The sequence below is a fragment of the uncultured Boseongicola sp. genome, assembly GCF_937988555.1.
In the GTDB taxonomy this organism is placed as follows: domain Bacteria; phylum Pseudomonadota; class Alphaproteobacteria; order Rhodobacterales; family Rhodobacteraceae; genus Boseongicola.
In genome coordinates this window covers 1-6143 of record NZ_CALJXO010000318.1, presented here as the reverse complement: position 1 = coordinate 6143, position 6143 = coordinate 1, and the positions used below count along the sequence as shown (strand labels likewise).

General features: G+C 57.5%; 8 protein-coding genes and 1 pseudogene. 4 read left to right on the top strand and 5 right to left on the bottom strand.

Going from position 1 to position 6143, the window contains the following annotated elements:
- The first annotated feature begins 145 nt into the window (after window positions 1-145).
- Window positions 146-418: a hypothetical protein gene (locus Q1B15_RS19055; protein ID WP_299756770.1), complete on the top strand. Its 273-nt coding sequence runs from the start codon at window positions 146-148 to the stop codon at window positions 416-418.
- Between the two features lie 9 nt (window positions 419-427).
- Here the strand turns inward: Q1B15_RS19055 and Q1B15_RS19050 are convergent, their stop codons facing one another.
- The 4 genes from Q1B15_RS19050 to Q1B15_RS19035 form a co-directional block, all read right to left on the bottom strand.
- Complete coding sequence (locus Q1B15_RS19050) at window positions 428-1105, bottom strand: hypothetical protein (RefSeq protein WP_299756767.1); 678 nt, start codon at window positions 1103-1105, stop codon at window positions 428-430.
- 190 nt (window positions 1106-1295) lie between these two features.
- Window positions 1296-2459, bottom strand: a complete 1164-nt coding sequence (locus Q1B15_RS19045) for a methyltetrahydrofolate cobalamin methyltransferase (RefSeq protein ID WP_299756765.1) — start codon at window positions 2457-2459, stop codon at window positions 1296-1298.
- A 22-nt stretch (window positions 2460-2481) separates the two neighbouring features.
- A complete protein-coding gene (locus Q1B15_RS19040; protein ID WP_299756763.1) occupies window positions 2482-3411 on the bottom strand; it encodes a methylenetetrahydrofolate reductase in 930 nt (309 codons plus the stop codon).
- A gap of 26 nt (window positions 3412-3437) precedes the next feature.
- Window positions 3438-3734: a virulence factor gene (locus Q1B15_RS19035; RefSeq protein ID WP_299756761.1), complete on the bottom strand. Its 297-nt coding sequence runs from the start codon at window positions 3732-3734 to the stop codon at window positions 3438-3440.
- Between the two features lie 220 nt (window positions 3735-3954).
- On the opposite strand from Q1B15_RS19035, the gene Q1B15_RS19030 reads away from it, so the two are divergent.
- Window positions 3955-5070: a Ppx/GppA phosphatase family protein gene (locus tag Q1B15_RS19030; protein ID WP_299756759.1), complete on the top strand. Its 1116-nt coding sequence runs from the start codon at window positions 3955-3957 to the stop codon at window positions 5068-5070.
- Between the two features lie 2 nt (window positions 5071-5072).
- Here the strand turns inward: Q1B15_RS19030 and Q1B15_RS19025 are convergent, their stop codons facing one another.
- On the bottom strand, window positions 5073-5279 hold the full coding sequence (locus Q1B15_RS19025) for a DUF6356 family protein (RefSeq protein WP_299756756.1): 207 nt from the start codon (window positions 5277-5279) through the stop codon (window positions 5073-5075).
- Between the two features lie 112 nt (window positions 5280-5391).
- On the opposite strand from Q1B15_RS19025, the gene Q1B15_RS19020 reads away from it, so the two are divergent.
- Window positions 5392-5853: an Lrp/AsnC family transcriptional regulator gene (locus Q1B15_RS19020; RefSeq protein WP_299756753.1), complete on the top strand. Its 462-nt coding sequence runs from the start codon at window positions 5392-5394 to the stop codon at window positions 5851-5853.
- Window positions 5854-5862: 9 nt separating this feature from the next.
- Window positions 5863-6143, top strand: a pseudogene (locus tag Q1B15_RS19015) (SMR family transporter); the annotation flags it as partial.

The window sequence follows — 6143 nt, the reverse complement described above, 5'->3', positions numbered from 1 at the left end:
TGTTACGCCAGATCATAGCGGTCATCGTGGTCTTGGAAAGGCCGGTTCCGCCAGAAAACGTCCCTGAAACGTCATGGTGACTGCGGAATGTCGCCTCAATCTTAAGGCAGGATGAAATTTGTAACGAGTTAGGGAAGGAAATCCCATGGACCCTTTTGGTCTTGTGATGCTGGCGTCAGTGTATGTGGGGCTTCAGGCTTTCGCAATTATGCGACTGGAAGGCGTTTGGCTACGCGCGGCAGTACTGCCGGTACCGGTCTTATGCGCGCTATTAATTACTTCGGTTTCGCTTGGGCTTTTCGGCGTGAATGGCGCCGAGATCGGCGCGGTTTCGGCTGTACCGCTGGGGATCGTCTACCTTGGATTGCTGCTGCCGCTTGCTCAGATCGCGCGCCTTTTGCGGCCTTCTCCGAATTAGAGTGCAGAGTTAAGGCGTCGATAAAACGCCTGTTCCGAGCAGCCATACGGACAGAGGGACGGGCAAAACGGCTAAGACGATTGTCAAGATTACAGCCCAGGGTTGGAAAAGTCGGCTGAAGCCTGTGACGAACGCAATGCCGCCACCGCCTCCCAGAATTGCATTTCCGGGGATGTTGAACAACGCTGCCAGCAAAAGGTAGCGCCCGCTGCGGACCCAAGGTGCGATTGCATTTGGTAAGCGCGCGGTGAGATGCGCGAGGCGTTCTTCGCGGGTCATGGGTTCGAGGTGTTCCACCAAATGGCAGGCGCGTTTTAGATGTAGATCCGCCAGCGTTGCATTGAGCCAACGGTAAGGCACGCACCGGCCCACCATGAAAGATAGGGATAGTCCAAGCACGGTCGCCGCGTAGACAAAGGGGGCAACATCCGCGCCTTTCATCAGCAAAAGTGACACGCCAATCTCGATGCCCGGCACAAACGGCACCGCCAGCAAAAGGGCGTAAGCGAGAAGCAGAATGGCAAGAACGCCAAGCATCAGACCGCCCGAGCCGGTGGATTCTGCGTGTTCCTGCGCCCAATCCAGAACTTTCAATATTGCAAACACGATGGCAGCAATCAGCGCCAGCTTCAGCGCAAGACGCGCGAGCCCCAGGTGCCACGGGGGGAAATTATCGTGATCCGGCATGCGTTTCAGGTAACCATCAGCTCGTTCAACTGCAGGCCACGACTGTGTGAGCGCGTGTTGCGTGTGACGTGGCTTACGTTCACGCTAGCACGGGCGCCGGGGCGCGGATAGGCACCAAGCGGTCGGAATGAGCGGCATTCAATGGAGATGGTTTTGCTCTGGGCCGCTTTGATTTGCGAATTGAAACGCCTTACCCACGACGCCTGCGACGGCTTTCACGACCGCCACGCGCGCCGCCGCCCGGGGCGGCCACGGGTTTGTTCATGCGGATCCAGTTTCCGCCCGACGGATCATGGTTCAGTAGGAAGTCGGCGGCACGGATCGACAGCGTTTCCTCCGAGGCGATGCCCGAGGTTTTGCCCAGTCCCAGAAGGGGCCCAAGTTTTGTGATGTCTGCGTCCTCGGGAACGACAATCCCGAGATCGGCCAGCCGTGCCACGCGTTCGCGGATAAGGTCGTTGTTGGTCACGAGGCCGACCAACGGGCCAATGGCCGCGATATCAACATCGTCGGGCGCGGTGACGCCAAGGGCTTTCAGGGCGTCGAGGCGCTCGGAAATGGTCTTGCGGGTTGGGGGCATGGAGACCGGATTCATGATGGCCGAGGTCATTCCGGCAGCAGAGGCCATTGCCAGGAAGGCGTTGTTGATGCCGTGACGATTGGGAAGACCGAACGAGATGTTCGAGGCGCCACAGGTCGTGTTCACGCCAAGTTCTTCGCGCAAACGTCGCACCAGAGAAAAGACCTGCAAGCCGGCGGTTCCCATCGCTCCGATAGGCATGACAAGCGGGTCGACAACAATGTCATGCGCCGGGATGCCGAAGTCTGCGGCGCGCTCCACGATCTTTTTGGCGACGGCGAAACGCACATCCGGGTCTTCGGAAATACCGGTGTCATCGTTGGATATAGCAACGACTGGCACATTGTATTTCTTGACCAGAGGCAGGACCAGTTCGAGGCGGTCCTCTTCGCCGGTGACCGAGTTCAAAAGCGGACGGCCATTTGCAGTTTCAAGGCCTGCTTTCAACGCGCCGGGGACGGACGAATCGATACACAGGGGCACATCGACAAGGCCCTGCACAAGTTTGACGACCGAGGTCATCAGCGGCGGTTCGGTTTCGTTCGGGTTCGGGTTAGAGTTGTAGACAACGCCCGCGTTGATATCGAGTACCTGCGCGCCGCACGCCACTTGTTCGAGGGCGTCTTTTTCAACGGTCGAAAAATCGCCCGCTTCCAGCTCGGCTGCGAGTAACTTGCGCCCGGTGGGGTTGATGCGCTCGCCGATAACGCAAAACGGTTCGTCAAAGCCGATGACAACGGTTTTTGTGGCGGACTCGAGAACTGTACGGGTCATTCAGGGGCTTTCTGGTCAGAGGTCAGGCGGTTGCTGATGCCGGCTGCGCGGAGGCACCGCCGCGCGAAGTGGCCCATGCCGCATTGGATTTAATGCCGCCGAGCGGGAAGAAATGAACATGGGTGACTGCAAAGTCGGGGTTGGCCGCTTTGTGCGCGGCCAGCGCCGTCACCACATCGTCGGGCTCGTAGGGCATGACCAGTTTGGTGACGTCCATGGCGCGTTTTTGCAGGACTTTCAGAGAGGGGCCGACGCCGCAGGCGATAGCGAATTTGATCAGCGTCTGAAGCTTAGCGGGTCCAGCGATGCCGATGTGGATCGGCAGATCGATGCGCGAGGCCTGCACTTGGTTGGACCATTCGATGATTGGGCCCGCGTCAAAGGCAAACTGCGTGACAATTGCCATGTCCGCGTCGGTGCGATTGTTGAAATCGTTCTTCCACTTCAGCGCGGTCTCGACGTTTGTAGAGCTGCCCTTCAGGTCGATGTCGCGGTTGCCTTCGGGGTGCCCTGCGACGTGCAGACGCTTGAAGCCCGCTTTGTCGAAAAGCTCGGTTTCCAACAGCTGCATTGAGCTGTCGAATTTGCCTTGGGGTTGGGGCACGCCGCCTGCAAGTACAAGCGCCTGATCGACGCCGGCTTCGCCCTGATAGCGCGCGATCCAGTCTGCCAGAACAGTCTCGTCTTTGATAATGCGGGCCGGGAAGTGGGGCATGACCTGATAGCCCTCCGCCGCAATCCGCTTGGCTGTCGCGACCATATCTTCGATAGGCGTCCCTTCGATATGGGCGATATAGACACGCGTCCCGGTGGGCAAATGATCGCGGAAGTTTTCGACCTTTTCCGCCGTGCGCGGCATGACCTCGATCGAAAAGTCCTGAAGGAAGTCGACAACCTTTGGATCGGTCGTGACGCCAGCTTCGGTCTTCTTTCTGAACGGCAGCAAAGCCATGAGTATCGTCCTTATATCGTGAGGCCTCAGGCCCATCCGTCGTTATCGATCAAGGTTTTGATCTTGCCTTGATCGTATTCAGCGTCCAGACGCGCCGCCTCAGCGGCTGCGACCTCGTCGGGGTCGCCTGCGACTTCGTAATGCGCCGCTTTGCGCCATTCAGAAAGATAGGCATCGCTATCCTTTGCACCGATCTTCATCGCGGCGCGGTCGATTGCTTGCTCGAACCGCTCTGACAACGGGGCCTTCGACGCACGCCGGCCTTTGCCAACAATGACCTGCGCGGGGATATCGCGCCAATAAACGATGGTAACGTTAGGCATTTTTGGACTTCCTTCCTTAAGCCGTCCTACGCCCGCTTGGGGCAAAAACGACGCCGGATTTCGACATGTTTCGTCGCCTTCGCGACTTGTGCGGATTTTGGAGTGCGCCTGCCGTCCCGGCAAGGGGTAGGCCCATGAAACTTTCTCAATAAGATAGTGAGCCTTGCGCAATGCGTTCGCCCCTGCGTAGGGTGAAAGCAACCAAAGATCGGAGGGCGATATGCCGCCCAAGCGTCCCCGGGGCGCTGACCGGTTCCCGAAAGCGGTTGAACCGTCTGCGCTCGGACAAGCCGGTCCAGTTGAGCTATATGCCGCGCTGGATCTCGGCACGAATTCGTGCCGCATGCTGATTGCCCAACCAAAGGGCAACCAATTCCACGTGGTCGACAGTTTTTCCAAATCAGTGCAGCTGGGTCTTGGGCTTGAGCGCACGGGGCGTCTTTCAACGGCGTCCATGAACCGGACCATTCAAGCGCTTACGATCTGCCAGAAAAAGCTGAAAAAACACGATGTTCAGAGGATGCGGCTTGTCGCGACCGAAGCCTGTCGGAGGGCCCAAAACGGGTCTGAGTTTCTGGGCAACGTGGTGCGTCAGGCGGGTTTGGCGCTTGACATCATTGCGCCAGAGGAAGAGGCGCGGCTTGCCGTGATTTCTTGCGCGCCGCTTGTGTCGACCAAGACGGAACAGCTTTTGGTTGTCGATATCGGTGGTGGATCGACTGAGTTGGTCTGGATTGATCTAAGCCGTGTGCCGTCGGTGGACCGCCAGCGCGCGATCATGCGACTTCACGCAGGCTTCAAACCGGATGAGAAATCGCCGTTTCCGGCGGCGCGCGTCGTGGATTGGATATCGGTTCCGCTTGGGGTGGCGACACTGCGCGACCAGTTCAACGACGTTGAGAACGATTCTGCCCGATTTGCTTTGATGAGCTGGTTTTTTGAAGAGCAGTTGGCCGAGTTTTCGCCTTATGAGGCGGAACAGGCCCGCGAAGGGTTCCAGATTGTAGGCACTTCCGGGACGGTGACCACCGTTGCCGCCAGCCATTTGGGACTGCGGCGCTATGATCGCAATAAAGTCGATGGCCTTCGGATGACCTCGGATCAGATCGACACGGTAATCCGCAGCTATCTTGAAATGGGCCCTGAAGGGCGGCGCGTCGATCCTCGGATTGGACGGGATCGCCAAGCTCTTATCATGTCGGGGGCCGCGATTTTACAGGCGCTTTTGCGCATCTGGCCGACCGATCAGTTGACAGTTGCTGACCGCGGTCTGCGCGAAGGGTTGCTTTACGCGCAGATGTCGGCGGACGGCGTGTTGGAAGACGGTCCGTTCTAGGGCTACGTCCCGCGGTTGTGGGTCTTGGCGTAAAGGTCGCCGATGATGCGGCTGGCTGTTTTTTCGAACAGGCAGGGAATCAGCGAATGCACCAGCGCGGCTCCGGCGGCTACGAAAAGCTTCACCGAAAACCCTAAAGCAAAACGAGCGTGTTCGCCGTAGCTTTCGTCGATGCTTGCCGGGTGGTCAAAAAACATGCGGGTGATCATTGGGTGCCTCCGTATAATCCATGAGATCATATTCGGCGATTTTTGATGAGATGTCTTCCCAAAGATTAATATTTTCGCGTATATATTGGGAGAAATTATTCGGTAAGCGGAAATGATTGAGACGATCGATGCACTAGATCGAAAAATTCTATCCCAATTGCAACGTGATGCGTCCATCGGGTTGGAAGCTTTGGGTGAGGCGGTCGGCCTGAGCCGGAACGCAACTTGGAGGCGGGTGCGGGCTTTGGATCAAAGCGGGGTGATCCGCAAGCGGGTGGCGGTGCTGGACGCGGATATGCTGGGATTGAATCTATCGGTCTTTATCCAAATCCGAACCAACCGCCACGACCCGGAATGGCTGACGCATTTCGCTGCCGCAACACGCGAAATGCCGTCGATTCTCGCGGCCTATCGGATGTCCGGGGAATTGGATTATCTGGTGCATGCGCGGGTTGCGGATATGGCCGCTTATGACGCTCTTTATCAGGAGCTGATCCGGCGGGTCGATATGTCTGATGTGGCGGCCAGTTTCGTCATGGAAGAGCTGAAAGAAACGACTGCTCTGCCGCTTTAAGGGCCGACGATGCCCATTCACTTTTTCTATCTGATCTATGCGGCTCTGGCCGAAACGGTGGGTACAACGGCGCTGCAGACGAGCCAGCAATTCACACGTCCATTATAACCGATTGTAGTCGTGATCGCTTATGCAGCCGCATTCTATCTTTTGTCGCTTACCTTGACGGTGATGCCGGTGGGACTCGTCTACGCAATCTGATCCGGGCTTGGAATCGTGTTCATCGCGGGGATTGGATTTGTTGTGTTTGGCCAACAGCTTGACCTTGCTGCGATTCTTAGTATTGCGAT